The organism is Streptomyces sp. NPDC088746 (genome assembly GCF_044751065.1).
Classification (GTDB): domain Bacteria; phylum Actinomycetota; class Actinomycetes; order Streptomycetales; family Streptomycetaceae; genus Streptomyces.
In genome coordinates this window covers 725707-751064 of the sequence record NZ_JBIVLA010000001.1, presented here as the reverse complement: position 1 = coordinate 751064, position 25358 = coordinate 725707, and the positions used below count along the sequence as shown (strand labels likewise).

The following is a 25358-nucleotide window of genomic DNA, read 5'->3' as shown; positions in this document are numbered from 1 at the left end:
GGGGCGTGAGATACGCCGGGGACACCTGAAGTTCACAAGGACGGGGAACCGGCGACACCTCCCCGAACGTACTATTACCGGCCATACGTTTTCCGGTCCATCAGGCAGTACGGGGGAATCACATGCGTCATTTCGGGCATATCTCGCCCGCTGTCCGGGAGGTTCTCTTCTTCAGGGAGCCGTGTGCATTCGACGCGGATTCCTCCTCCCGCCTGCTGTCCACGGCCCTCGGGGCCACGCTCTACAGCCCCGCGACCCGGCCCAGGCTGGCCGACGACGTGATCAAGCAGGGCGGGCAGGGAGTGGTCTCCATGGTGCTCTGCCTGGAGGATTCCATCGACGACGCCGAAGTGGTCGGCGCCGAGGCCAACCTGGTCCGGCAGTTCGCCGACCTCGAGGCGCGGGACGCCGAGGTGCCGCTGCTCTTCATCAGGGTCCGCGAGCCGGAGCAGATCACCGACCTCGTACGGCGGCTCGGCAGCTCCGTCCGATTGTTGTCCGGATTCGTACTTCCGAAATTCACGGAGGAGCGGGGTGAGCTCTTCCTGGAGGCGCTCACCGCGGCCGAAGCGAGCGGCGGGCACCGGCTGTTCGCGATGCCCGTCCTCGAATCACCCGAGCTGCTGCACCTGGAGACCAGGGGCGAGACCCTGCGGGGAATCTCCCGCACCGTCGACAAGTACCGCGACCGGGTCCTGGCGCTGCGGCTCGGCGTCACCGACTTCTGCTCCGCCTACGGCCTGCGCCGGGCCCCCGACATGACGGCGTACGACGTCCAGATCGTCGGCGCGGTCATCGGCGACGTCGTCAACGTGCTGGGCCGGTCGGACGGCACCGGCTTCACCATCACCGGGCCCGTGTGGGAGTACTTCCGGCTCCAGGAGCGGATGTTCAAGCCCCAGCTGCGCCGCAGCCCCTTCATGGGCCAGGCCGAGGAGCTGCGCACCGCGCTCATCGAGCACGACCTTGACGGGCTGCTGCGTGAGATCGAGCTGGACCGGGCCAACGGCCTGCTCGGCAAGACCTGCATCCATCCGTCGCACGTCCTGCCCGTACACGCGCTGTCGGTCGTCAGCCACGAGGAGTACAGCGACGCGCAGGACATCCTGCGGCCTGAGCGGGGCGGCGGCGGGGTGCTGCGCTCCGCGTACACGAACAAGATGAACGAAGTGAAGCCCCACCGCGCCTGGGCCGAGCGGACCCTCCTGCGGGCCGACGTCTTCGGCGTGGCCCGCGAGGACGTCGGCTTCGTGGAGCTCCTGGCCGCCGGCGTGACGGCCTGAGCGCGGGCATGGGCGTACAGGGGCGGGCGGACGAGCAGATACGGGAAGAAGAGGCAGTGGACGTGGAGTGGTCGGGTAACTGGGTCGCGGAGCGGCTCGGGGTCGAGCTCGTCGGCGACGGGGAGCTCCGGGAGCTGCTGGGCCTCGCCCTGCGCCGCAATCCGAAGCGGGCCCATCTGCTCGTGTCGAACGTCCTGGGCAAGCACGTGCCGCAGCGGCCGTCCGTCGTCCACGGCGTGGGCTTCGAGCTCGGCGAGCGGGTGCGGAACCTGCTGGGGGAGGCGGAGGCCCGCCGCGCGGTCGTCCTCGGCTACGCGGAGACGGCCACGGGCCTCGGCCATGCCGTCGCGGACGGGCTCGGGGTGGCGCCGTACCTCCACTCGACCCGGCGCCCCGTCGCCGGCGTCGCACAGGCCGGCGGCTTCGAGGAGGCGCACTCGCACGCCACCTCCCATCTGCTGCTGCCCGAGGACCCCGACCTGCTGGACGCGTCTGCGGAGGGCTCTCCGCTGATCCTGGTCGACGACGAGTTCTCCACCGGCAACACCGTGCTCAACACCATCCGGGCCCTCCACGCGCGCTACCCCCGCGACCGGTACGTCATCGTCGCCTTGGTGGACATGCGCTCCGAGGCCGACCAGGGGCGGCTCGCCGAGTTCGCCGAGGAGATCGGTGCGCGCGTCGACCTGGTGGCCCGCGCCCGGGGCACCGTGCGCCTGCCCGACGGCGTCCTGGAGAAGGGCCGGGACCTGGTGGCCGCGTACGAGGCCGGACACGCGCCGGACGAGCCCCCCGCGCCACGGACCGCCCCCGCACGCGTCACCCTGGACTGGCCGGCCGGCGTACCCGACGGCGGCCGCCACGGCTTCACCCCCGTCCACCGCGCGGCCCTGGAAGCCGCTCTGCCGGGCATGGCCGCCCGGATCGCCGACGCCGTGGGCGACGCCCGCAGGGTACTCGTCCTCGGCTTCGAGGAGCTGATGTACGCGCCCCTGCGGCTCGCCACCGCGCTGGAGGACGCCACCACGGCCGACGTGCGCTACTCCACCACCACCCGCTCGCCCGTCCTCGCCGTCGACGACCCCGGCTACGCCATACGCAGCCGCCTCGTCTTCCCCGCCCACGACGACCCCGCCGACGGCCCGGGCGACCGGTACGCGTACAACGTCGCGGGCGCGGGCTTCGACGCCGTCGTCGCGGTGGTCGACTCCGCCGGCGACACCCCCGCCCTGCACGCCCCGGACGGGCTGCTGGCCCGGCTCGCCGGCCACACCGACCAGGTCGTGCTCGCGGTCGTCCCCTCGTACGTGCCGACCTCACACAGGCAGGAAGCCGCCATGCTGCCCGAACCCCTCCGGGGACCCGCCTTCTCCTCCTACGCGGCGGACGACGTCGGCTGGCTGCTCCAGGACCTCTCCGACACCGCGCTGGAAGCCCCCACCGAGGAGCGCGAGGAGGCGATCCAGAGCGGCGGCGCGCACTACGCCGAGTCGCTGCCCGTCGAGTACCAGCCCAGCCCGCAGTACCAGGAGCTGTTCAAGGCGGCCCTGGAGACCTCGGCGGCCCGTATCGCCCGGGCCGTCGGCACCGTCACCGAGACCGTCCTGGCGGAGAGGGGCCCCCGCCCCGTCCTGGTCTCCCTCGCCCGCGCCGGAACCCCCGTCGGGGTCCTCATGCGCCGGTGGGCCCAGCACCGGCACGGCCTCGACCTGCCGCACTACGCCGTCTCCATCGTCCGTGGCCGCGGCATCGACGCCAACGCCCTGCGCTGGCTGGCCGCCCACCACGACCCGGCGGACGTCGTCTTCGTCGACGGCTGGACCGGGAAAGGCGCCATCACCCGCGAACTCGCCGCAGCACTGGAGGAGTTCGGCGGCTTCAACCCGGAGATCGCCGTACTGGCCGACCCGGGCGGCTGCGTACGGACGTACGGGACGCGCGAGGACTTCCTCATCCCGTCCGCCTGCCTCAACTCCACGGTGTCCGGGCTGATCTCCCGTACGGTCCTGCGCTCCGACCTGGTCGGCCCGCACGACTTCCACGGCGCGAAGTTCTACAGCGAGCTCGCCGGCGCCGACGTCTCCGGCCTCTTCCTGGACACGGTCGCCGCCCGCTTCGACGAGGTCGGCGACGCGGTGGACGCCGAGGCGAAGGAACTGCTCGCCGCGGACCGCGCCCCCACCTGGGAGGGCTGGGCCGCCGTCGAGCGCATCAGCGAGGAGTACGGCATCCACGACGTGAACCTGGTCAAGCCCGGCGTCGGCGAGACGACCCGGGTGCTGCTGCGCCGCGTTCCCTGGAAGATCCTGGCCAAGCGGGGAGCCGGCGCCGACCTCGACCACGTACGGCTGCTCGCCGAGCAGCGCGGCGTCCCGGTCGAGGAGGTCGGAGAACTCCCGTACACCTGCGTCGGACTGATCCACCCCAAGTACACCCGCGGCGCCACCGGCGCGGACGGCACGGCGGTGACGGCGAAGTGAGCGAGACCGTGAACACGCCCGACGACGCGACCACGGGCACCTCCGGGGACGACCCCGTGACGCTGGTGGCCAGCGACCTGGACCGCACCCTCATCTACTCGGCGGCCTCCCTCCAGCTGACCATGCCGGACGAGCATGCTCCCCGTCTGCTCTGCGTGGAGGTGTACGGCGGCGCGCCCCTCTGCTACATGACGGAGACGGCCGCCGCACTGCTCGACCAGCTGGCCCGCACCACGGTGTTCGTCCCGACCACCACCAGGACCCGGGAGCAGTACGGCCGCATCCACCTGCCCGGACCCGCCCCCCGGTACGCCATCTGTGCCAACGGCGGACACATCCTGGTCGACGGCGTCTCCGACCCGGACTGGCAGGACCACGTGGCCCGCCGGATCGCGGGCGAGTGCGCCTCCCTCGGCGAGGTCCGCGCCCACCTCCAGGCGGCGGGCGACCCCTCCTGGCTGCTCAAGGAACGGGTCGCCGAGGACCTCTTCGCCTACCTCGTCGTCGACCGCGGAGCCCTCCCCGAGGGCTGGGTCAAGGAGCTGTCCGCCTGGGCGGACACCAAGGGATGGACCGTCTCGCTCCAGGGCCGCAAGATCTACGCCGTCCCCAAGCCGCTCACCAAGAGTGCCGCCATGCACGAGGTCGCCCGCCGCAGCGGTGCCACGCTCACGCTCGCCGCCGGGGACTCGCTCCTGGACGCCGACCTCCTGCTCGCCGCCGACCGGGCCTGGCGCCCGGGCCACGGTGAGCTGGCCGACTGCGGCTGGGGCGCACCCAACACCGAGGTGCTCCGGGAGCGGGGCGGCGCGGCGGGCGAGGAGATCCTGCGCCGCTTCCTGCGCGCCGCCGACCCCCTGCGGGTGCACTGAGCACGCGCGAGCGATCTTCGGCAAGCTGGTCGGGCCGCCGCAGCAGCCGGGTCAGGGCGTGGCGGATCTGCGCGTCACGGTGACGTGGGAGTCAGCCGCAGCAGCCCCCACCGCAGCAGCCCCCACCGCCACCGCCGCCCGCGGGTGCGGCAGCGGGCGCGGAGGCCGAGCCGCCGCCCACCGACACGGTGGAGAGCAGCTTCACGGTGTCCTCGTGCCCGGCGGGGCAGGAGGCGGGATCGGATGACTCGGCCATCGGGCGGCTGAGTTCGAACGTCTCGCCGCAGGGGCGGCAGCGGTACTCGTAACGAGGCATGGCCCCAGATTAGAGCCTCTTCCCCCTCGCGACCTCGGGCATCGAGGAGCGGGGGCGGCGCTCCTCCCTCGCGACCTGCTCGGGATGGCGGGCGCGCCAGTACGGATTGTCGTGGGGCAGCCCGCCGGTGACCCTCCCGTACATGCCGAACATCATCAGCAGCAGCCCGACCACGAAGCTGAAGATCACGTTCTGCATGCGGAACGCCAGGAAATTGGCACTGCTGTCCAGCAGCGCCAGATTCACGAACCCGCTGAGGATGAAGGCGATGCCCAGGACCATGTTCAGCGTCGAGGCGAAGTTCCCGCCGATGACCATGCCGACGAAGAGCAGCAGCCCGACACAGATGGACAGGATGCTCAGCGCACCGTTGGTGTTCAGGCCCGCCACCGTGTCGCCGCCGGTGTCGAAGAAGCCGATACGGTCGATGAGCCCCAGGATCCCGAAGGCGACGAGCAGCAGGCCCATCAGGCCCGCCCCCGCCCGGTAGACCCGGCTGAGGCGGTGGTCGACGGGGAGGTGGTCGTCGAGGACGGCCTTGCGGCGGGCGGGCTTGCCGGGCCGGCGCGTGGGATGCAGGACGTGAGTGGCCATGACGGCCTCCTTCGGCCGAGTGCGGCCAGGGACGCCTCAGCGGAAGCCGCTGCGTACCTCCAGGATCGGCCCACGGGCGGCCGGGGACAACTCAGCCCCTGCCCGCGGCCTCCGGCACGCTCAGGTGCCGCCGCCCAGCTCCTCGCGGATCGCGGAGACCACACGGGTCGCCGTCCGGCGCACGGCCTCGGTCTCCGTGAGGAAGTGCCAGTAGTCGGGGTGGCGTCCGTCCAGCCCTTCGATCGCCCGCTCCAGCCGCGCCACGGCGTCGTCCAGCGGGCGGGCGTGACGCTGGTCCGGCGTGTTGCGCCCGGCCATGGCGAGGCGCTGGGCGTCCCGGATCACGAACCGGGTGCGGTCGATCTCCGCCTGCGGGTTCTTCGCCACCGCGTCGAGCCGCTGCAACCGGTCCCCGGCGGCGGACACCGCCTCGTCGGTCGCGTTGAGCAAGGCCCGGACCGTACTCAGCCGGGACGTCGCATCCGGCCAGCGCTGCTCGGACCGTGCCTCGGCGGCCTCCGCCAGCTTCGCCTCGGCCTGCCGGACATTGACCGCCGCCTGCTCGGGAACCGGCTGCAGGTCCTGCCAGCAGGCGGCCGAGAAGCGCCGCCGCAGCTCGCTGAGCACCGGCTCGACCTGCCCGGCGCGTGTGGTCAGCGCCTGGGCCCGGGTGCGCAGCGACACCAGCCTGCGGTCGATCTCGGCGGCCCGCTCCGGAAGCTGGTCCGCCTCCGCCCGGATCGCCTCGGCGTCCCGCAGCACCTTGTCCGCACGCTGCAGGGTCTCCGCCACACCGTGCTGTCCCGCGCCCTGGTTGAGCTTGGTCAGCTCCGGGGCGAGGGCCGCGAGCCGGGCCGCGAGATCGTCCGCCCGCAGCCCCGAGGCACGCACCGCGTCCAGCGCGTTGCTCGCGGCGAGCAGGGCCTGGCGGCCCCGCTCCACGGCGGGAGCGAGCCGCGCGAGCTGGGTCTCCGCGCTGCTGAGCAGCGTCCCGAGCCCCTGGGCGAACCGGTCGAGCTCACCCTTCACCCGCACGAGATCGTCCTTCGCCCGGGTCAGCTGCGTCCGCGCACCGGCCGCCGCCGAAGGCTCCAGATCGTCCCGGTCGAGGTCATGGGCGTCGACCGCGGTGATGTACTCGTGGCTGACCTCGTCGATCCGCCGGCCCAGCGCCGCGAAGTCGTCCGCGGCCTTGCGGGCGCGGGGCGAACTGTCCACGGCGGTGATCGTCTCGATCGAGATCCGCAGATCGCGCTGAGCGGTGTCCAGCTCGTAGAAAGCGGCAGCCGCCGCGTCCTTCGCCGCCTGCGCGTCGGCGCGCTGATTCTCCCCGCGCCCCCCGAACCAACGGCGCGTACCCCCGCCGGCGAAGGCGCCGGGCAGCGCGGCGACGACCAGGGGGACCGGCAGCAGCATCAGCACCAGGGCGTCCCTGACGGCGGAACCAACACTCGCTTTCGCCTGCGGCCGCGTGTGTGTCGCCGTCACATCCCTCTCCCGTGCCGATTCGCCCTGCCCGGTTCATTCTCGCACCAGTTAGGACGAACGCACGGGCCGGTTAGTTCGCACTTCGGACGGTGACTTCACCGTTGTCGCTGCGCGCCCTCACCACGTGCTCGCTGCTTTCGCTGCGGGGAACCCTGACGGAGACGTCACCGTTCTCGGCCTCGGCGGACACCGCGTACGCGCTCTTCCCGGCCGGCAGGTCGATGGAGATGCTCCCGTTGTCACTCACCGTGTCCACGAGGTTCGGGACCTGGGTGAACCCGATGCGCACCGACCCGTTGTCCGAGCGGGCGATCACCGAATTCCCCGAGATCCGCTCGGCCTCGACGGAGCCGTTGTCGGAGTGCAGCTCCAGCGGCCCGGAGATGTCACGCACGTCGACGCCGCCGTTGTCGGCGGAGATCTTGAGCGGGGCACTGAAACCGGCCGCGGTGACCTTCCCGTTGTCCCCCTGCACGGTCAGGGCCAGCCCGCGGGGCACCTTCACCTCATGGTGCGCCTCGCAGTTGCTGATCACCGCCCGGCACTTCACCTCCAGCCGCAGCTCGTCCCCCTCGAGCTTCCAGACGGGATCCGGCCCACTCCCCAGCACGACCCACCCGTCGAACCGGCGGGTGACCTCGATCTGCTCCACGTCGGCGGGCACGAGCTCCAGGGTCGAGTTCTCGGCGTCGATGGTGAGCGAGTCCCCACTGAAGGCGAACGCCTTGTGCTCGGCGGCGGCGTCCTCCGCATCCGCACTCCCACAGCCACTGAGCGCGGTCACGAGGAGCACGGTCCCGGCGGCGGCCACGAGTGCGTCGGTGCGTCGTGTACGGATGGTCATGGTGTCGGGTCCCCCTGAGAGCGCCGGCGATGTGGCTACACCGTATGTACGGGCCCACCCCCACGACGATCCGGACGGCTACCGTCTCCGGGGTGGGGGTAACCCCCGTACGCGGGCCCGGGGACCCCGGCCGTGTCCGGCCAGGAACCGGATTGCCGCTGGGGGGCGTGGGCCATGTAACCTGTTGCCTCATCCAAGGGTGCGTAGCTCAGGGGTAGAGCGCTGCTCTTACAAAGCAGATGTCGGCGGTTCGAAACCGTCCGCGCCCACAGTAGGAACTTGCAGGTGAGAGCCTGTTACGGCCTCCCGGTCCACTCGGACCGGGGGGCCGTTTCCATGATCGATGCCACATGGATGCCACATCCCCACAGGATTGGTTGTCATCCGTCACCCTTTTGAGGGATGGACTCAGTGCAGCAGGCACGTAGAGTGCTGCGCAGGGAGGGGCAGGCGTGACTCCCCACACGCGCCTGACACGCGCCTCCCGACATTCTGTGGTGCTGCGGCGGGGAGGCCCGGCCCACGGAAGCAAGGCCCCCACCGCGTCTGTCGGTGGGGGCCTTCTGCTGTCCAACGTAGACCGCCCCGCACCTGGTTGGGTGCGGGGCGGGGCGTCTTGACCGAAGCCTGACGCCTAACGGCTCAATCGGGCGGACACGCGAACACCCTTGAGCCGCTTCGATGTCGCACCCTTCCGGATACGACCGCTTGCGCTGCGTGTCATCTTCTTGATCGTTCGTTTTACGGTCAACCGTAAAGACAAGTGATCATGCTGCCCGCGAACGTGGGCAGGTGCACCACCAGCCGATGCCCGACGACCGCGTCCACGCCAGGCGCAGGGCTATCGGCGACCGCATGCGCGCTGCACGTCTCGACGCGAACCTCTCCCAGGAGGACGTCTCGCTGCGCGCCGGCATCCGCATCGCGACGTACAGCAACATCGAGCAGGGCCACAGCAGCCCGCTCCTCGACACCCTCATCCGAATCGCCGACGCCATCGGTGTTCCGCTCGTCGACCTCGTCCGGACCTGACCCCGCCCGCACCCCGGCCACCGCCGGCCACGGGTACGGACAGGGAGTTCCGATCAGACCGGCGGTGTGCCCGGCGGGGACGGTGTCGGTCGGCCCGGCGGCAGTGAGGGCCCCTGGTCCGGCGGCGTCTGCGGTCGACCGCTGCCGTGCCGGCCCATCTCCAGCTTCCGTGCCGTCAGCCCGAAGATGCCCAGCGGCGGGAACAGGTCAACGCGGCGCGGGTACTGGCCGATCGCGCAGCCGCGGCACACCAGATCGGTCCCATCCGCGGTTACGCGCGTTCCTTCGACCGGGGCGGCCCAGCACGCCTCGCAGATGCGGACAGCGGTAGGGCTCGTGGCCGGCCTCAAGATGCTGACCATGACAGCCCCCTGCCTTCTGTTGGCTTCGTCGCGAAGGTGGTACGCATGTTGTGCCTCCGTCTCGTAGGGCGGGTGGTGGCCCGCCCCGACCGCAGTCCGGCCAAGGAATGCGCGGTCGGGGCGGAAGCTCAGCGCTTGCGGTCGAGGCCCAGGCGCCTTGACCGGCTCCCTTGCAGCCAGATGAGGTTGTCCAACACCGGGTCTTGGGCGGCGCGCCGCCGGACTTGTGGCTGCGTCGAGGGCTCCGGCTCCGGCTCCGGCGGCGCGGCGTTCCGTGGGGTCGAGGAAGCTGGGTTGGTCACGGTCGTCATCCCTTCGGGCATGAAGTAGGACAAGAGCGAGGGAACCAGCGGACAACGCACCCGCCGAGGTCGAGCTTCTGAGTTCCGAGGTCGACGGCGTGCCCGTTGCGTAATGGGGTGCTGCACCACACGCAGTGCACGCCGCGCTGCTGCTGCGGGGACAGAGACTCGGCCTCCGGCAACGGGCGGCTGGCCTCCACGGCCGTCAACAGAACGCTCCGGCGGACAGGTGGAGGTTGCCCCCAGGGCCGAACGCAGCACCGAGCGTTGCGGGGTCAGTCAACAGGCCGGAGCCGTCCGGCTTCTCCAACCACCCCAGCCCGTCTAGGTACCGCTCGGCCGGCGGGCAGCGCAGCGCCCACCCGGCGGGGTGCACCGTCAGCTGCGGCAAGTCCTCGAGGAGCTGCTGCACACCGGCTGGCACCAGCCACCATGCGCGGTCGGCTTCCGGGTGGACGAGGACGGGGCCGAGCCGGGCGGGGCCGACGCGCTGCATGGCGGTCACGCTCGGCATGAGGGCGGCCTCGACGGCCAGCCAGCACTGGCCGGTGGGGACGAGCGCGAGTTCGTCGCGGTCCCATGCGCGGTGCACCTGTACGGGGTCCGGGGCGTTGGACGCCAGCCAGTCCGAGCCTGGATTGCGTGTCCGTGTGGCCATGACCAGCACGTTAGAGATTCGGGGTGCGAATGCGCGCGCCGATTGCGGCTGATTGCGAATGTGGGCAGCCGAGTTGAGGCCGGTTGCTCAGGACAGGTCCAGCGACGCCCGTGCCCGGCCGATCAGGCGCCTCGCCTGCGGCCCGTAGACCGCTGCCTCGGCGGTCCAGTCCCACGCCCTCTCGTACAAGGCGATGGTCTCCTCGTCGTCGAGCCACATCTCGGTGCTGATCGTCTCGACGATGACGCGCCGCCGGTCATAGATCCAGAACCCGTGGGTGGGTGCGCGCCGCAGCCGCGCCCCGAAGGGAACGATGCCAAGCTCGATGGTGTCCAGACCGATCAGCCCGGCCAGGCGGTCGAGCTGTGCCGCCATCACCTCGCGGGGGCACGTCACCACATGGAGGGCACCCTCCCATACGAGGAACCGGAACCGGCGGCCGGGCTCGTACAGGGCATCCTGCCGGCGGATGCGGGTACGAACGGCATCCTCCACGTCCCGGGGGGTCTGCCGGAACTCGGCGTTCGCCTCGAAGGTGTGACGGGCGTAGTCCGCCGTCTGGAAAAGGCCTGGGATTCGGGCGACTTCCAGGCCGCGAATGGTCTGCGTTGCCGCACTCTCCGCGATGGCCAGTTCCTGGCGGGCCCGGTGCCCGCCGACCAGTTGGCGGCGCCATGACCGGTACTGGGTTTCCAACCCGACGAGTCTGCCCTTCAACTCCCCGGCTAGGTCCTCACGGCCCACGGCCTGCGCCCACGCTTCAAGGTCGGTGCCCGACGGGGTCTGCTTCCCCAGCTCTAGGCGCGACACCTTCGAGCGCTGCCAACCGAGGGCCGAAGCCACGCCCTTGCCGTCAAGGCCGGCCTCGGTGCGCAGCTCGCGGAGCCGTGCACCGAGGGCGACCCGGGCAGATTGATAGTCGGTGCTCACACGGTTGAAGCTACCGTCCTGGCGAACTCCGCGGTGGCGGTTGCGTAGTGCCATGCGGCGTCGCGGGCCTGGCAGGCTGCGGCGACGTCGGCGGGGTCTTCGCTCAGAATCACGCCGAGGGTGGTGTCGTCGTCGTCGAAGACGAAGCGCGCGACGAGCCGGGAGTCGAAGAGCCAGAAGTCGTAGTCCGGCAGGCCGAGCCGCGCGGCCTGCGCCCGGGGCAGGTTGCGGATGTCCTCGCCTGCGGCGACGCTGCTGTGTCCGCTGGCGAGGAGGAACTCCTGGCCCTCGGTGAGGGGCTCGTCGACAAGGCGCACCCGCTCGAACCGCTTCCCGCGCGCGACCTGCCTGCGGACGTTTTCCCGCCAGGCGTCGTCCGGCTCGGCGGCGATGTCCGCGCCGTCCTGCCAGCGGGCCCACTTCGGGCTGTTGCGGTCGGAGGCGTAGCCGCGGCGGGTTTCCAGGCGCCAGGCAGTGTGGCGGAAGTCCTCGAAGAGGTGGGCGATGGTGGAGAACGGGACCATCCCGCGTGCCTCGGTGCGTGGTGCGAAGCGGATGAGAAGGTCGCGCGGGACCCGTACGAACGTCTCCTCGGGCTTCACGTCCCGGAGCTGTGCGAGGTGCTCAGGGTCGGTGACCCGGTCGCCCTGGACGAGGATGTCGGTGCTGCCGTCGATCTCGTACAGGGTCGGGCAGTCGCCGTTGTCGCTGGTCGTGCCGATGAACCTGAGCCCCATGGTGCCCCTCCGTCTGGCCGGTTGAGAGACCAGGATGCGCCGGATGGCGGGAGGGTGCTCGAAGATTGCGGCGGATTGCTGAACGCTGGGGCAGGTGCTGAGTTGCTCGCAATCGACGGCCGCTACCCGGGTCGGTCAACGCGCTCGGCCGGCCAGCTGCGGCCGGCGCCGGTCCGGGAGTCGTACTATCCGGGCGTGGCAATCGAACTGAATGATGAGCTCATCGAACTGGAGCGGGTGGCGTGGGCCGAGCAGCAGGAGCAGCGGCTGACGGTGGATACCGCGGCCAAGCTGCAGGCGGCGATCACTGCCCATGCGGCGGCGACCGGGCAGTCCCGGTATGAGGTTGAGCGGGAGTTGAAGCGCGTGGTCCGGCATCCGGAAGACGACGGCTGACCGGCCGACCGCGCGGCTGCGCCCCCTCCACCCGGTGGTGGAGGGGGCGTTGCTGTTGTCAGGCGGCGGCGAGGACGGCGTACCGGTCTGCGTAGTACGCGGCGTCGTCGCGGGCGAGCTCGCGGCCGATGATCGTGGCGGCGCAGGTGGCGACCGGGATGACGGTGGTGGGCTCGTCGGTGCGGGCGGGGCGGGCCACGGTGTAGGCGGTGCGGTGGACGGTGTACGCCTGGATGCGGTCGAGGCGGAAGGTGCGGGACTCGCCGGTCTCGCGGTCCATGGCGCGGAGGGTGATGGCGCCGGCCTTGGTGGTGCGGGTGTCGTAGATCTCGATGGTGCGGATGGTCTCGACGAGGTTGCCGGTCTTCTTGCCGTTCTCGTCTTTCTCCTCCTTGAGGTAGGTGATGGTGACGGGGTGCTGGCGGTCGGCGGCGGCGAGGAGGCGGGTGAGGGTCTGTGCCTGGGTCTCGTTGGTGGTGGTCTTCATGGTGTCCGCCCCTCGCTCGTTTCCGTGTACCCACACGGTAAGCGAAAATCGTGTGGGTACACAAGGGGTTGCGGCGAGGAATCTGTGTGGGAACATGGATGGCATGGCAGCAGACGACAAGGACCACACCTTCACCACCAAGTTCCGCATCCCTAAGCGGCTCTGGAGCGCCTACGGAACGGCTGCTCAGCGGCAGGGCACCGACCGCAGTGCCGACCTCGTCGACCACGTCCGCGCGTACGTACGCGAGCACGGCGACGAGCAGGAGCTCGCCGAACTCGCCGCTGCCGAGGAGGAGCTCGCCGCCCGCCGGGCGCGCAAGGGCGGCCGCCCGGCGAAGGCGAAGGAGGAGAGCGCGTGAGCAGCACCGACTTGATGGCCTTCCTTCGGGCCCGGCTCGACGAGGACGAGCGGACTGCAAAAGCAGCCACTCCTGCACCGTGGTGCGACTCCGGCGGCTACGTCACCGACATTGACCAGGACGGCCACTCACGGGTACAGGTGACCGAATTCGGCACCCAGGACGAGGACGGAAAGGGAGACGGCCCGCAAGGGCAAGCAGACTCCGCCCACATCGCCCGCCAGGACCCGGCCCGCGCCCTGCGCGAGGCAGAGGCTAAGCGACGGGTCCTGCGCGCCCACGAGAAGTGGTGCGAAGGCCGGTGTGAGGCGAAGTATCCGGAGGGCGGGTTCGACGCCGCGCATTACTGGTCAATCAAGACCCTTGCTGCCGTGTACGCCGACCACCGCGACTACCGGGAAGCCTGGCGGCCGTAACCCACCGCGCGCACGACAACGCCCCTCCAGCAACAGCAGGAGGGGCGCGCGTAGTTCAGGGGTACTGCCGGCGGAACGGATCCAACGCCAGCGGCGACGACGCATCCGGATCAGGGTCCGGCTCCTCCGGCTCCGCGGGCGCCCCATCCCGGCGGCACACCAACGCATCCGGATCAGACGACAGAGGCTGGAGGCTGTACCCCTCGGGGCAGGTCTGCCCGTTCCGGCCGTCCTTCCCATCCTGGCCGTCCTTCCCATCGGCGCCCGGCACGGCGGGACCAGCCGGGCCCGGCGGCCCCGCCGGGCCAGCAGGACCCGGCACCGTTGAGTCCGAACCCGCCACACCGGCCGCGCCCGACGGGCCCGGTACTGGCGATACTGACGGTGCCGGATCCCCCTTCGGCCCGGCAGGACCCGGCGGACCAGGGATCGGCACCGGCACCTCCGCCCGGGCCGGCAGATCCTCCACCGCCCGCGCCGGATCCGGAGCAGCAGGAGTGTCCCCGCCCGCCTGAATCTGGGACCGGAGCGTCCGTACGTCCGTGGCCAGCGTGGACACGGCCCCGCCGCGCCGGTCAGCCTCCGCCGCCAACTGGTCCGCGCGCTGGTCCGCCTGCTCGATCCGCAGGAACGCCAGCGCGACCGCGCCCCCAAGGAACAGGAGCGCGGCCACCACCCACAGGAGGTAGCGACGCCGGTAGAACAACCTCTCTGCCCGCGTCACGGCGTACCTCCCAGCTGGGTGACCAGCAGCCGAAGCCTGGCCACCTCGAGCTCCAGCGCGGCCGCCCGCTGCTCGGCGGTCGCCTGGTCCGTCTCTGCCTTATCCCGCTCGGCAGTGAGCCGTGCGGTGAGGCTGTCGTATCCGGTGATGACTCCGCCCTCCCGGGCTGCTCGCGTGGCGCCCCGGGAGCCGTAGATGGCCGCTGCCGCAGCTACCGGGCTGGCCAGCAGTGCACCCAGCGCGGTGAGCATGGCAGCGTCCACACGTCCTCCGGTTGCGCTCGGCCGTGCAGCTCAGACGCCCGCCGGCTGCGGGCTCGGCTTCGTGGGTACAGGGGTGACCTGGCCGCGGGTGATGAACATCAGGACGGCCAGCACGCAGCCGTTGATCGCGGCCGTGGTGGTCGGAGCGACCTCGAACCCGAACGCGCCGACGGCCGAGGCGATGGTGGCGACGGCGGCGGTGAACGCCTGCACGGCGATCGGCCGAGTCAGGGCCGCGGCGATCGCGCCGAGGACCGCGGACGTGCAGGCGACGATCCACCCGGCCTGGGCCTCGGTGAGACCGACGTTGAAGGTGACGGCCAGGCCGAGGATGGCGGCGAGGCTGTTGAGCCAGAGGGCGGGCTCTCTACCGAAGATCTTCATGGGTCAGGCCTCCTGCGTGTTGATGTTGACGTCGATGACGGCGTCCTTGATGGCAGCCTCGACTGCGGCGACGACGGCTGCGGTGTCGACGCCGGTGCCGATGAGTCCGGCAAGGGTGGCAATGGCGGCCGTGTTCGCGGCGACCTCGCGGCGTACGGCGCGGATGCCCTCGCTCTGGACGGCGATGTGGGTGCCGAGCGCCCAGTAGTGCCCCTTGTGCTTGGGGTCGGGGTTGTAGTCGGATGCGTCCTTCGGGGCGGGCCAGATCCCGTCCTCGGTGCAGAGCAGCTTGAGGTCAGCGGTGGTCAATGGCATGTCGTTCTCCTCGTTGGCAGAGCCGGGGTTCCAGCTCGCGGAATGGGCAAGGCGCTCGGCCACGTCGGCGCGCAAATCCGGCATGGCGAAGCCGCGGGGGTCGACCTTGTCGGAGCTCCACTCCAGGTGGCCGATGATCGACTTGGCGTCGAGGCCCCAGTCGTCGCCCTTCGCCCGGTGCGCCCGGATCAGCGCCGCCTGGACGCGGACGATCGCGTCGTACTGGACGGCCGGCCAAGGGTCCTTCCCGTCGCCGAGGTTCTCGCACTCCCACCCGTAGAACGCGTGGTTCCCGTCGGTCCCGTTGCTGTTGCCCCGGGTGGGCTTCGGCGGCCGGGAGCCGTACGACTCAGCGGTCACCTGTGCGAGGACGGCAGGATCGCCGCCGCCGGCGTGGTTCGCGCGGCCCCAGCCGACCATGTGGACCTGGCCGTCCTTCGCGATGACGCCGTGGCACAGGGGCCCTGGCAGAGCGGAGTGTCCGTCGCGGCACAGGGCGACGGTGTTCGCCGTTCCCTTGGTGACGGTGTGGTGGACGATCGACCCGTTGACCGGGCCCCAGGCGCCCTTGTGGTTGCGGTTGTGGGTGCGCCAGTCGCCGACCTCGACGACGCGCACACCCTCGGCGCGTAGGGCCGCGAGGACTGCGGCGGCGGACAGTGGTGTGGCCATCAGGCCCTCCAGACGTGAGGCGGTGCGGGGCTACAGGGCAGTAGCGCCGGGGAAGTCGCTTGCGGGCCCGAAATCCTCGGTCAGCAAGTACGCAGGGTTCGCCGCAGGGGTGGCCGCCACGTGAAAGTTCGCGGCCCCAGAGTCCCGCGAGACGGTCCCGACGAGCGTTGCGGAGATGTTCGATGCCCCACCGTTCAGAAACACATTGCTGAACTCAAAGCCGTAGTTGGTGGCGTTCGGAGTGGTGATCCGGAACGAGTCGAACAGGGTGGCGCCCGCCACGGTGTCGCGGCGGACGCGGATCCGACCCTCGCTCCCCGTGGCGCTGGCCGTGATCAGACCCTTGATCGTCAGCCGGTACGCCCGGCCTGCCTTGAAGGTGATCGTCGGCGTAGTCACCCACGCGGTTTCGGCCGAGACGGGGGAGCCCGGGGTGTTCGCGGTGATGCAGGTGTAGTCGACGGTGAACGGCGCCTTCGCGTTCTCGACGCTGGCGATGAGGCGTTCCCCGGCGAGGGAGAGATCGGGCATGGAGCTTCTCCTACAGGGCGTAGATCGTCGGGTGGGCGAGGCGGATGTCCGCGCCCGAGGAGTGGGTCTTGGTAAGGCCGTTGACAGAGCGGGTCACCGTCATCGCCTGCGGGCCGACGTACAAGTTGTCGAACTGGGTTGTCATCGGGAGCGTGTTCGTGGTCGCGCCGCCGACCAGCGACCGCACCCCAACCGACCCAGGGGCAGTGAGCGCGGTGTCCGTGGCGGTGACCTGCCACGCCGCAGGCTCCGCGTTGGACCGTGGCCACACCTTGGCGCTGAGGCTGCTGCCGGTCACCGCGAGACGGACCGTGTACCAGGCCCCGGCGGTGTAGGTGAGGCCCGTCGTGTACTGGGTCCCCAGCAGGGACTCGGCTCCATCGCGCTTGCGGATGGTGAGGAGCATGGCGCCGCCCGCTGCGACCTGCACGCGGGCGAGGTACATATGCGTCGCATCGGTGTACCGGGCGATCGGGAACACGTAGGTGCTGTCGGCGACTGGCACGGCGGACAGGGACCAGTCCACGCGCACATCGACATCCGCAGTGGTCACCGGGACGTAGCTGTGGAAAATCGTGCCGCGCGCGTTGGTGATGTGCCGGCCAGTTCCGCCGGTCACCGCGTAGTCGGCGGCGGCGCCCCCAGCGGTGGCCCACGCCTGCCCGGAGTCGGCGGTGCCCCAGCCGTTGCTGACAGTCCGGGCGAAGGCGTCCTGCGCGACACCGGTGATCTGGGTGACGGTGGCGACCTCGCCGCCGACGGCCACGTCGAACGGCATGTCCGCCGGGTTGGTGGTCCAGGCCGTGCCGTCCGTTGTGGTCACCGGCAGCACGGTGTCCGTAGCCGTCACCGGTACAGCCAGCACCGTTCCCCCAGTGTCGAATCGGCCCCGGGCCGCATCGTCGTACACGCCGACCTCCCACGGCCCGTACGGCGTGCAGTTGAACTCCAGCTCCCACCGGCGCTGGTGCAGCAGCTCGGTGTAACCCTGCACCTGGAGGTCAATGGCCTCTGGGGGCAGCCACTTCGGGGGGTTCGTGATCTGCATCCGGTCACCGACGTCCATCGTCGCCGCGTCCGCGATCACAGCCGGAGCACTTTGCAGCAAGACCCGCACCTGCGGGTACCGGGCCTCGTCCCACGTGCCCAGGTGCAGCCGCCACTGTGCGTGGCGTGACGTCTGCTCGTCATCGAACAGGTTGAGAGTGATCGCCTCGTTGTACCGGCCTACGCCCTGCGGCGGGGCCAGCGTCGACAGCGGGCCCTCCGCGGCGACCGACCGGCCGGACCCGCCGTCCGTTCTCGTGACGAGGATGTCGTTGCGGACCCGCTGGTCGTCGTCGACCGGCTCCAGCGGCGTCACCAGACCATCACTGCCCTGATAGTCCAGGGACAGCCCCACCGGCTGGTTGTACAGGGTGGTGCGAGAGCGGTACGCGAGGCTCAGGGAGTCGCGCCGCTCGTACAGAATCCCGCCATCGACGTCGGCCGCCTCCTGGAGCAGCGCCATGATGGTGTCCGGGCGCTGCGGGCCCATCAGTTCGGTCTCCTCGAGGGGCCCGCTGATGGTGAACGGGAGCTCCTCCTCCGTCCGAAGACGCTGAAGTCGGTCCCCGGAGCGCTCCCCGTTGTAGCCGTGGTCGGCCAGGTTGAACACCGTGCTGGTCGTGGTCCCGAACACGGCGATGTGGCCGAGGGCCAGGTTGTTGAGGTCCGTGGCATAGCCGCCCGGAGGAGAACCCACCGTCGTGATACGGCCGGCCGTCCCGGACCCGCTACCCGAGACCCCGATGACGGACGCCCCGATACGGATCCAGTTCAGGTTGTAGTCGTAGTTCGACCCGTTCTGTGTGACGTAGAACCGCATTCGGTACCAGGCGTTGAACGGGGCCTGCCCGGCGCCCCAGGAGAATGCATCGCTGATGACTGTGGTGCCGTCGCTGTTCTGGCCGATGATCCGTCCACCCGTGGCGGACATTTGCAGGTACCACTCGCGGACGGTGCCGGTCGTGAGGATCCGCATGTAGGTCCACAGCGTGGCCGCCGGAGAGTCATGCCGATACACGTACTCCACGAGGAAGGCGCCCGGTGCACTGGCCGGAACGAACCCGGTGAGCATCGGCAGACCGGCGCCCATCGTCGAATCCAGTGCGGGCAGTGGTGACGACCCGGCGAGCGTGTCGACCTGCTCGTAATCCAGGCCGGACGCGGCCATTGGCGTGACCCCGGCCAGGGGGCTGTACGCCCTGGTGGCGGTCTTTCCCTCCTCCAGCGGCCAGTACGCAAGCAGGTTCGGGTCGGAGGGGATACGGCGGCGCAGCGTCGACTGGAGAGGGGATGCCCCCTGACCGAGGCGGCGCAGAATTCCGGATGCCTCCACCGTGACGTACACGTCGTGGCCGCCGGTGCCCCAGCGGATCGGCCAGGAAGAAATTTCACCGTGGAAGCGGGTCTGCCGGTTCGTCAGGGAGGCCGAGCCGGTAAGCGACCAGGTGCGGCCGGCGCCGTCGGTGAAGCCGGTGGCGCCCGGTGTCTGCGCGGTGAAATGCGGGCTAGCAACGACCGTGCCGCCGATACCGGAGCGCACCTCGCATGCGTGGTAGCGGCCGACCATGTCGAGGGAGGAGACACCGGCAACGTCACCGACGACGAGAGGTGCTGTGCTGGAAAAGATGCTGGTGGTGGTGCCTCCGGTGATCGTGTCGCCGAGCTGGACCCACGTGCCGCTGATCGTCGGTGCCGTGTAGAAGCGCACGGTGTAGCCGCCGGATCCGTTGTTCACGTCGAGGGTGACGCGGACCGCGAGACGCCCCGACAGCGCGGGCGCAACGGGCTCCGTGGAGCCGATGGCCAGGCGGCTCGGGAAAGTCCCGTCGGGCGTCCAGGCCAACCCCGGGCGACCGCTGCCGTTGATGTAGAAGGCCCACGCCCTCTGCTCTCCGAGCGGATCGTATTTCCCCGCCAGGTCGACGGTGTTCCCGCTGACCCATTGGTCTGTGGTGATGTCGCACCTGATGTCGATGTCGCCGGTGATGTCGAGGGAGGCATGGTCCGGGGTGGTCACGCCGTCCAGGGCGGTGCCCGTCATCTCCATGTACGTCTCGCCGTACGCCGCCCACACCCTGATGGGGGTGTTCCGGCCGATCAGCCCGTAGTACGGGGACATCGGATTGCGCGGTGAGAAGTCCCCAGTGTGGTTCTTCAGGGTCAGGGTGCAGCGCGACGGGTCGACGACCCCGCCCCAGTCGGTGCGGCCCCGGGTGATGCGGATCGCATCCCGCTCGTAGACCTTCGACGTGATGTCCGTCCACGTACCGCCGAGGTCCAGCTCTACCTGGATCGGGAGGTTTGTCTCAGGGAACGTCATCGTCCTCCTCCGTTCCCCAGGACAGCCTGCACGCTGCCGCCGCGGGAAGTGATCGCCTGCCGCAGCGGGTCGATGATGACCTCGCCCAGGAACCGGCCCGCAATGTCCAGCTGAATCACGATCGGCTGGCCGCCCCCGCCGGCATGCCCCGCGGTCAGCATCCGCTTGGTGTCCGGGTTCGATCGCACCCGCGACCCCGGCGCCAGGTCCACAAGCTCCGGGCCCTGCTCGCCGACCAGCGTCATCCGGGACCGTGGGCCACCGCCTGCTGCGCCGATGACACCGCCGTGGGCGTAGCCCAGCTCGGTACCGTACGAGCCCTCCCGGCGGGCCTCCATGTGCGTGATGACGTAGGTGTGGCTGGTCTTCCCGTTGATCGCATCGAGCTTGCGGCGGGCCGCGGCGATCGCCTGCTCCAGCTGGTAGATGTCCGCGCGGACCTTCGCCTTCCGGGAGTCCGGGACGCGCTTGAGCTGGTTCTTCGCAGAGTTCAACTTGCCCTGGAGGTCTTCCATGTTGCCCTTGAGCCGGGCCGTCTTGTCCGGGGTCTTCAGGATCTGATCGGCCAGCGCCCGGGCCTTGCCCTTCGTGTCCTCCATCTGGCCACCGACCCGAAGAAGCTCACTGCGACCACGGTCATAGATCGCGTTGACCTCCTCCCACGACGCACCATTCGCGCGCGCTGCCTCGGCCGCCTTCATCGTGGTCGAGGCGATGTTGTCGAGGGCCTCGTTGTTTGCGCGACCGGCTTCGGTGTTGTCGTCGAGGGTCCGGCCGTTCTTTGCCAGCGCCTCGGTCGCCGCATCGATCGCGGCCTCCATACCGCGGATCCCACCGCGCGCCTGGAGGTAGGCGTTCGACAGGGCGTTGATGGACTGGGCGAGCCCGTCCGCGGACTGCTGCTGCGCCGCGAGCTTCCCCTGAACGTCCTGCGCCTGCTCGCCGAACAGGCCCATCGCCTGCGCCGCCAACTTCTGCTCGAACGCCTGGTCCGCGAGAGCGTTCTTGTAGTCGTCGAGCTTGCCCCGCAGCTCCTTGGCGGACATGCCCTGCCGGGTCATGGACTTCGCGAGCTCGTCGGCCGCCGCCGCTGCGAGTTCGGGCTTGCCGCCGTTGACCAGGTTCGCCAACGATTTGTCGATCGCGTCGATGTCGGCCTTCGCGGCCTTCGCGGCGGGCCCTCCGTCGCCGTACCCGAAGAGGTCGGAGAACCACTTCTCGATGCTCTGGGTGGTGGACGGCTTGGTCAGCACCCGCAGGGACTCGGCGAGTCCGCTCAGGTCGGCGCCGAAAACCTTGGCGGCCTCCCCGGTGACCTTGCCCGTGTCGCCCAGTTTGCCGAGGGACGACGTCAGCTTGTCCACGTCGGGCGGCGCCTGCTTGCCGATCTTCGACAGCTCCATCAGGGCAATGACCAGCAGGCCGATCCCCGTGCCAGCGACCGCAACCTTCGCGCCCTTCGACAGAGCACCGAACGCCATGGTGAGCATCCCGATCCGAGAACCGGCGCCGAGGGCCGCAGTGCCGGCCGCAGTGATCTGCGTACGCACCACCGCCATGGCGGCCCCCGCTACCGCCATCCCGGCCGCCGCCATCTTCACTGCCTTGTACGCCAGGGCGAGCTGGAGCAGGCGGGTCAGGAGTTCGGGCGGGACAGAGGCGACCAGCCCGGCGAACACGTTGATCAGCGTCAGCAAGCCGACACCGGTATCGGCCGACGCGACGAGCAAGTTGGTGAGCGCCTCGCCGAGGTTCATCAGGACGTCGCCGACGAGGGGCCCGTTCTCGCGGGCGAAGGCCATGAACTCGGCGACGCCTCCGCCGACCTCGCCAGTGTCGAGGGTGCGGGTGAAGTGCACCAGACCGCTGTTGGCCTTGGCAAGGGAGGTCTCTGCGAAGTCGCCGAAGGAGTCCATGAAGTCGTCGAACGAGGCGCTCTCAATACCGCCGGCCACGATGGTCAGAAAGCGGTCCAGCTCCGTCGAGCTGCCGCGCACCAGCGGGGTCAGTTTCGGGAACAGGGCCCCGAACACGGCAAAGCTCTTGGTTGCGACCGGCATCGTGTCGTCGGAGAGGGAGTTCGACCAGTCCTCGTACTGTCCCTTCAGCACCGAGAGGGCGGCGGCCGCTTCCCGGGTGGCCGGGGGCATGTCCGCGATAGCGTCGAGGTACGCGGTCTCCGCCTTCGCTGCTTCGGCCGACGCTGCGCCGTGCTTGTCGACGGCGTCGGTGTACTTCTTCTCCGCCTCGGCCGCCTCGGACATGGCCTGAATCTGCGGGATGATTGCCGCGCCGAAAGCGCCGACCGCGATCGTGGCCGCGCCCATTCCGGCGACGAGCGGCGCGGCAGACGCAGCGATCGGGATGAGCGCCGGCGCGAGACTGATCGCCGTGCCGACCAAGCTGCCGAAGGAGCGGTCCATGTCCTTCGTGCCGTTCTCCAGGCGCTGGAGGGACCGGTTCACCCCGGCGATGCCGGACGCGGTGGCGTCACGGACGCGGACCACGATGTTCACGTCATCGGCCATACGTCACCACCTCCCAGCTTGTCGTCGGTTCGTTTCGGGTTGCCGCGCTGCTCGATGAGGAGCAGCCCGTACAGGGAGGCGTCCTCGGCCAGGAGGGCGCTGGGCAGGCAGTGGAAGCGCTCGCACAGGCCGAGGACGGTCTCCGCGTGGATCAGCTCGCGAGGCTTTCGGACAGCGGTTCCATCGGCAGCGACGCCTCCAGGGACGGCTGCCCATCGGTCGAGCTCGGCTCCAAAGGGCCCTTGATGCCCCCGGCCAGCCCGTCCATCCATGCGGCGGCCAGCGCGATCATCAGGTCCTGGTCCTGCGCCATGACCGCCTCGGGGGTGACGGGGACCGGGGCGCCGGTCTCCTCGTCCTCGAGGTTCCAGGAGATGAGGGACAGGCTCATCTCCCGCAACTGCTCGCCGAGCGAGCTCTTGTCGACCTCGCCGATGCCCTGGAGGTCCAGGAACCCGGCCAGACTCTTGCCGCGGAGGACGGCCTCGAACCCGGCGAACTCGTGCGGTTCCGCGAAGGAGACGTTGATGCGCTTCGCCTTGTGCCTGTAGCCCGGCATGTCAGGCCCCCGTCCAGGTCGGGACGGTGCCGTCGGACAGGACACCGGGCACAGCCCAGGTGAGCTCGCCACTGTCCGAGCGGGTCAAGGGATAGTCGGTGAACAGGCACTCGTTCACCAGGCTCTGCCCGGACACGGCGAGGGTCACCGTGCGGGAGACCGACGTGCTGGGCACCGTCTTGAACACGGCGTGGCTCTTGCCGGCCGCGTCGTTGAAGACGCCGTTGAGCGTCACGCTGAAGTCGGCGAGCAGGAGCAGCCGCTCCATCGCGGCCTTGTCGATACCGGTGACGTCCTGCACCGCGCGCGGCGTGGCGAACTGGAGGTTCGTGACGTCGTTCCGGATGTCCTGCGGAGTACCCGTCGCGTCATCGACGCTGCACGTCGTCCACCCGATCCCTGATTCCTTGGCCATGGCCCTATCCCCTCTGCTGCTGGTCGATCAGGCGGAGCTGATGCTCGCCGAAGTCCTCCACCCAGTCCGCCGGCCGCTGGTGCTGGCGGACACGGCCGGTGGGATTGCCGCGCCAGTCCCCATCGCGCACGGCGAAGAGCTGCGGACGGGTCTTGTGGTCGGTGAAGCACCGCTGCCGGGCCTCGAAGGTGAAAACCGTCAGGCCGGCGCCGGTGCGCTGCTCCCGGAATGTCCGCCCCGACTGGGTGCGGATGTAGGCGGCCTGCTGCTGGCCGAGCGGGGTCGACTCGTCGATCGTCGACTGCCACCCGCGGGCCCACGCCACGCATCCGGCCTCCTCGCACGCGGCGCGCGCGAGCGTGTCCGGGGGCTGGTCGATCGTGTACGTCTGGTAGGCGCCGGGGGCCAGGAGCCCGCGGTCTACCCGGTTCAAGGGCTGCATCAGAACGTGGTCCCTACAGGGTTGCGGGCGGCGGACACGGCGAATACCGCGTTGGTGAAGGTGCCGGTGGTGATGGCTCGGAGGTAGCGCTGCACGGTCTGGGTGCGGCTGGTCTGGATGCGCTGGCTGGCCGGTGCTGCTGCCACGGCGGTGAACGCTGCACCCGTGAGAGCAGACCAGGACAAGCCGTCGGCGGAGTGCTCGATGGTGACGGTGACGCTCGTGCCGGTGAGCGCGAAGACGTGGAGGTAGGCCTGGAGGCCGAACGCGGTCGGCCCGGTCAGGAGGTCGACCGTGGCCCCGTTCGTTGCAGTGGTGTCCGTACGGCGGCCGGCGGTGAGTCCCTCGCACCACTCCAGTCCGGATCCGGCGGACGACTGGGTGCTGCCTGCGAAGGTGAACGCTCCGTCGTCGGCGCGGGTGCCGTCGTGGTTGAGCTGCTTGGCGATGCAGTTCGCAACCGGGCCGCCGAGGGTGGCGCCCCGTACGTACGTCATGAGGACGTCGGTGGTGGGGAGGGCTGCGAGCTTGGCGTGTGTACCGCCGAGCGCCGGGTTGAAGAACGCGGTGTAGTCGATGCCGCCGTCCCGCAGGCCGCCGATGCGTTCCATGGCGGCCTTGTTGATCGCGGTGACGTCGAGGGCGACGGGGCCGCCGCCGACCCTGTTGACGGCGCCGATGTCGCCGGAGGCGTCGTATCCGCCGATGTACAGGTAGTCGCCGAGACCGGACTGCTTGCTCATGCTTCCTCTCCTTCCGTCCAGAGGTCGTTCACCACGAGGGGGAGCACGATCGTCATCACGCGGTACTCGCCGCCCTCGACGAGCAGGTATCCGGCCACGGCCTCCAGGGGGACGCCGTACGCGCCGAGGAGGTCGACGTGCCGCACCAGGCCGCCGAGGGTGAAGTCCGCGGAGTACGCGGCGAACAGCTGGTCGACGGCGTTGAGCATCTCCGGGTCGATCGCCTCGTCCGGGGCGGCGTTGATGTTGGAGTAGATCCGCACGGTGAACACCAGGCGCGCGCTGCCGGAGGCCAGGCCGGACGAGCGGACAAACCCGATGCGCTCGGTCCAGATCGCGCAGGTAAGCCCGTTGCCCGGGGCGTTCTTCGGCTCGGCCTGGTTGACCGTCTCGAACAGGCCGAGCCCCAGGGCGTGGGAGACGACGCGGTCGGTGATGTCGGTGATCGGCAGGCTCATCGCAGGAGCCCCCTCGACTGGTACCGGTTCAGGAGCTCCCGGCCGATCCGGTTGGCGTCACGGTCGACGAGGGGCTTGACCCGGCGGAACGTGGAGTAGCCGCGGAAGCGGGTGACGGGGTAGTTCCGGGAGCCGGTGCCCTCCAGCCAGTGGCCGTAGATGACACCGCCGTCGGTGACCATGTAGCCGCCGCGCCCCCGCTCGACGGTGATGCGGGACTGGAAGTAGCCGGTGGGGTTGCGCAGGACCTGGCGGAGGCGCTGCTGCACCAGGTCCTCACCGTGCAGGGCGACGGCGTACTGAAGGTCGTTGCAGTACTCGCCGACCGCGCGCTGGAACCGGCCGTCGCGGATCGGACCCGACCGGTTCATGTTCACGCGGATCTGGAAGTCGGGCACG

27 protein-coding genes and 1 tRNA gene are annotated in these 25358 nt (G+C 70.2%); 8 read left to right on the top strand and 20 right to left on the bottom strand.

The features are described from left to right. The first annotated feature begins 122 nt into the window (after positions 1–122). The 3 genes from ACIP63_RS03660 to ACIP63_RS03650 are packed head-to-tail and all read left to right on the top strand — an operon-like array spanning position 123 to position 4635. A complete protein-coding gene (locus tag ACIP63_RS03660) occupies positions 123–1283 on the top strand; it encodes an HpcH/HpaI aldolase/citrate lyase family protein (RefSeq protein ID WP_401511074.1) in 1161 nt (386 codons plus the stop codon). Positions 1284–1291: 8 nt separating this feature from the next. Then, positions 1292–3763: a phosphoribosyltransferase gene (locus ACIP63_RS03655; RefSeq protein WP_401511071.1), complete on the top strand. Its 2472-nt coding sequence runs from the start codon at positions 1292–1294 to the stop codon at positions 3761–3763. Continuing rightward, entirely contained in the window at positions 3760–4635 is an 876-nt protein-coding gene (locus ACIP63_RS03650) for an HAD family hydrolase (protein WP_401511068.1), read from the top strand. Before ACIP63_RS03655 ends, ACIP63_RS03650 begins: the two co-directional genes overlap by 4 nt. A 91-nt stretch (positions 4636–4726) precedes the next feature. Here ACIP63_RS03650 and ACIP63_RS03645 read toward each other — a convergent pair whose 3' ends face one another. The 4 genes from ACIP63_RS03645 to ACIP63_RS03630 all read right to left on the bottom strand — a co-directional run bounded on the left by ACIP63_RS03645 (position 4727) and on the right by ACIP63_RS03630 (position 7877). After that, positions 4727–4951 (bottom strand): zinc ribbon domain-containing protein, encoded by a 225-nt coding sequence (locus tag ACIP63_RS03645; protein ID WP_401511065.1) that lies wholly within the window; start codon positions 4949–4951, stop codon positions 4727–4729. A 9-nt stretch (positions 4952–4960) separates the two neighbouring features. Beyond that, complete coding sequence (locus ACIP63_RS03640; protein ID WP_401511064.1) at positions 4961–5545, bottom strand: DUF4383 domain-containing protein; 585 nt, start codon at positions 5543–5545, stop codon at positions 4961–4963. 120 nt (positions 5546–5665) lie between these two features. Then, positions 5666–7033, bottom strand: coding sequence for a hypothetical protein (locus ACIP63_RS03635; protein WP_401511061.1), 1368 nt, complete (start codon positions 7031–7033; stop codon positions 5666–5668). 70 nt (positions 7034–7103) lie between these two features. Next, on the bottom strand, positions 7104–7877 hold the full coding sequence (locus ACIP63_RS03630; RefSeq protein ID WP_401511058.1) for a DUF4097 family beta strand repeat-containing protein: 774 nt from the start codon (positions 7875–7877) through the stop codon (positions 7104–7106). A 197-nt stretch (positions 7878–8074) separates the two neighbouring features. On the opposite strand from ACIP63_RS03630, the gene ACIP63_RS03625 reads away from it, so the two are divergent. Beyond that, positions 8075–8146 (top strand) — tRNA-Val (locus ACIP63_RS03625). A 586-nt stretch (positions 8147–8732) separates the two neighbouring features. Beyond that, the gene (locus ACIP63_RS03620) at positions 8733–8909 is read left to right on the top strand and encodes a helix-turn-helix domain-containing protein (protein ID WP_401511055.1); all 177 of its coding nucleotides are present in this window, start codon (positions 8733–8735) and stop codon (positions 8907–8909) included. Positions 8910–9778: 869 nt separating this feature from the next. Here ACIP63_RS03620 and ACIP63_RS03615 read toward each other — a convergent pair. From ACIP63_RS03615 to ACIP63_RS03605, 3 genes are all read right to left on the bottom strand, one after another. After that, complete coding sequence (locus ACIP63_RS03615; RefSeq protein WP_401511052.1) at positions 9779–10231, bottom strand: hypothetical protein; 453 nt, start codon at positions 10229–10231, stop codon at positions 9779–9781. Positions 10232–10318: 87 nt separating this feature from the next. Continuing rightward, complete coding sequence (locus ACIP63_RS03610) at positions 10319–11161, bottom strand: helix-turn-helix domain-containing protein (protein ID WP_401511050.1); 843 nt, start codon at positions 11159–11161, stop codon at positions 10319–10321. Next, entirely contained in the window at positions 11158–11898 is a 741-nt protein-coding gene (locus ACIP63_RS03605) for a DUF6879 family protein (RefSeq protein WP_401511049.1), read from the bottom strand. Before ACIP63_RS03605 ends, ACIP63_RS03610 begins: the two co-directional genes overlap by 4 nt. Positions 11899–12093: 195 nt before the next feature. Here ACIP63_RS03605 and ACIP63_RS03600 point away from each other — a divergent pair, with 195 nt between their 5' ends. After that, on the top strand, positions 12094–12294 hold the full coding sequence (locus tag ACIP63_RS03600; RefSeq protein WP_401511048.1) for a hypothetical protein: 201 nt from the start codon (positions 12094–12096) through the stop codon (positions 12292–12294). 58 nt (positions 12295–12352) lie between these two features. On the opposite strand, the gene ACIP63_RS03595 is transcribed toward ACIP63_RS03600, so the two are convergent. Further along, a complete protein-coding gene (locus ACIP63_RS03595) occupies positions 12353–12781 on the bottom strand; it encodes a WYL domain-containing protein (RefSeq protein WP_401511046.1) in 429 nt (142 codons plus the stop codon). Positions 12782–12884: 103 nt separating this feature from the next. On the opposite strand from ACIP63_RS03595, the gene ACIP63_RS03590 reads away from it, so the two are divergent. Together ACIP63_RS03590 and ACIP63_RS03585 are read left to right on the top strand one after the other, a co-directional pair. Continuing rightward, positions 12885–13142, top strand: coding sequence for a hypothetical protein (locus tag ACIP63_RS03590; protein ID WP_401511044.1), 258 nt, complete (start codon positions 12885–12887; stop codon positions 13140–13142). Then, positions 13139–13558: a DUF6221 family protein gene (locus ACIP63_RS03585; protein ID WP_401511042.1), complete on the top strand. Its 420-nt coding sequence runs from the start codon at positions 13139–13141 to the stop codon at positions 13556–13558. Before ACIP63_RS03590 ends, ACIP63_RS03585 begins: the two co-directional genes overlap by 4 nt. Positions 13559–14278: 720 nt before the next feature. On the opposite strand, the gene ACIP63_RS03580 is transcribed toward ACIP63_RS03585, so the two are convergent. The 12 genes from ACIP63_RS03580 to ACIP63_RS03525 form a co-directional block, all read right to left on the bottom strand. Next, positions 14279–14545, bottom strand: a complete 267-nt coding sequence (locus ACIP63_RS03580) for a hypothetical protein (protein WP_401511040.1) — start codon at positions 14543–14545, stop codon at positions 14279–14281. Between the two features lie 30 nt (positions 14546–14575). Further along, positions 14576–14929 carry a hypothetical protein gene (locus tag ACIP63_RS03575; RefSeq protein WP_401511038.1) on the bottom strand — a complete coding sequence of 118 codons (354 nt, stop codon included), beginning with the start codon at positions 14927–14929 and terminating at the stop codon, positions 14576–14578. A gap of 3 nt (positions 14930–14932) precedes the next feature. Next, a complete protein-coding gene (locus ACIP63_RS03570) occupies positions 14933–15916 on the bottom strand; it encodes an N-acetylmuramoyl-L-alanine amidase (protein ID WP_401511036.1) in 984 nt (327 codons plus the stop codon). A gap of 30 nt (positions 15917–15946) precedes the next feature. Then, complete coding sequence (locus ACIP63_RS03565; RefSeq protein WP_401511034.1) at positions 15947–16447, bottom strand: hypothetical protein; 501 nt, start codon at positions 16445–16447, stop codon at positions 15947–15949. A 10-nt stretch (positions 16448–16457) separates the two neighbouring features. Continuing rightward, complete coding sequence (locus ACIP63_RS03560) at positions 16458–19814, bottom strand: hypothetical protein (protein ID WP_401511032.1); 3357 nt, start codon at positions 19812–19814, stop codon at positions 16458–16460. Continuing rightward, entirely contained in the window at positions 19811–22237 is a 2427-nt protein-coding gene (locus ACIP63_RS03555; protein ID WP_401511029.1) for a hypothetical protein, read from the bottom strand. The genes ACIP63_RS03560 and ACIP63_RS03555 overlap by 4 nt, the downstream gene beginning before the upstream one ends. Positions 22238–22493: 256 nt before the next feature. Continuing rightward, positions 22494–22901: a hypothetical protein gene (locus ACIP63_RS03550; protein WP_401511026.1), complete on the bottom strand. Its 408-nt coding sequence runs from the start codon at positions 22899–22901 to the stop codon at positions 22494–22496. Between the two features lies 1 nt (position 22902). Beyond that, on the bottom strand, positions 22903–23316 hold the full coding sequence (locus ACIP63_RS03545) for a hypothetical protein (protein ID WP_262346714.1): 414 nt from the start codon (positions 23314–23316) through the stop codon (positions 22903–22905). Between the two features lie 4 nt (positions 23317–23320). Next, complete coding sequence (locus ACIP63_RS03540; protein ID WP_401511024.1) at positions 23321–23749, bottom strand: hypothetical protein; 429 nt, start codon at positions 23747–23749, stop codon at positions 23321–23323. Between the two features lie 8 nt (positions 23750–23757). After that, the gene (locus tag ACIP63_RS03535; protein ID WP_401511021.1) at positions 23758–24501 is read right to left on the bottom strand and encodes a hypothetical protein; all 744 of its coding nucleotides are present in this window, start codon (positions 24499–24501) and stop codon (positions 23758–23760) included. Then, positions 24498–24959, bottom strand: coding sequence for a hypothetical protein (locus ACIP63_RS03530; protein ID WP_401511018.1), 462 nt, complete (start codon positions 24957–24959; stop codon positions 24498–24500). The genes ACIP63_RS03535 and ACIP63_RS03530 overlap by 4 nt, the downstream gene beginning before the upstream one ends. Next, the gene (locus ACIP63_RS03525; protein ID WP_401511016.1) at positions 24956–25357 is read right to left on the bottom strand and encodes a hypothetical protein; all 402 of its coding nucleotides are present in this window, start codon (positions 25355–25357) and stop codon (positions 24956–24958) included. Before ACIP63_RS03525 ends, ACIP63_RS03530 begins: the two co-directional genes overlap by 4 nt. Between the last annotated feature and the right edge of the window lies 1 nt (position 25358).